An 805-nucleotide genomic window follows, 5' to 3' on the forward strand; every position below is an offset into this window, starting at 1 on the left:
TTGAGAAGTCAAAGCATCAATATATTCAATCTCCATATTTAGGGTTTCAGTGTCCCAGGTTTCGGAGGAATTAAAATCAGCCGCTTGTTTTTTGGCTTTCTCTAATGTCCAGAATGGAGTTTCGTGGTTATCGGTCTCAGTCGTCCCGATCTTAGGTGAGCAACTTAAAGTACTTATCAAAACCAAAAATATTCCTGGAGCACTCATTTTCCAGTAGCGGGGGAGTAGATTTTCTTTCATTCTATTGATTTTTATTAGTGTCAAAAACGTCATTTTTGAGAAATGTTTGTTGTGGTTTGCCTATAGACCTCACAATTCCGATAGCTATCGTCCATCAATTTGAACTGTTCGGAAATCCCGAACAGTTGCCCTTTTTGTCTATTTTCCACTTTCAAAAATATGCTCACTAGTATTAATACCTTACCACCCCTTTTTCGATAGTCACACAACCAGTCCAGCCGAAATGATAATTTCCATCTTCCGGAACAGAACCATCTATTGATGCTTTATCTCCAATGTTATATTCTCCGGTTCTGGTTGAAGTTGAATATATGGTCATTACCCGGCCATCATTTAAATTTTTTAGAACCTTGGTGCAAGGAGATTTAAGCTGCGAAGGATCAAAACTTGTTGCATTTCTGGCTGAAGTTTGATTAAGTTGCTGCAGGTATTTTTCTTCAAGGAATTTGAAAATACTTTCTGCAGTATTTAATTCACCGTCAAATTTATTTTCATTGACTAAAAACGCATATTCTTCTTTTCCATCTATTTTCAAGGCTAAAACATTTTCATCAAAAAAGCCTTG

At 36.5% G+C, this 805-nt stretch carries 2 protein-coding genes; both read right to left on the reverse strand.

Going from position 1 to position 805, the window contains the following annotated elements:
• A partial coding sequence (locus tag HC175_RS15590) for a hypothetical protein (protein ID WP_168139366.1) occupies positions 1 to 240 on the reverse strand: 240 nt, incomplete at its 3' end.
• Between the two features lie 172 nt (positions 241 to 412).
• A partial coding sequence (locus HC175_RS15595; RefSeq protein ID WP_209310014.1) for a hypothetical protein occupies positions 413 to 805 on the reverse strand: 393 nt, incomplete at its 5' end.

This window comes from Salinimicrobium oceani, from assembly GCF_012037645.1.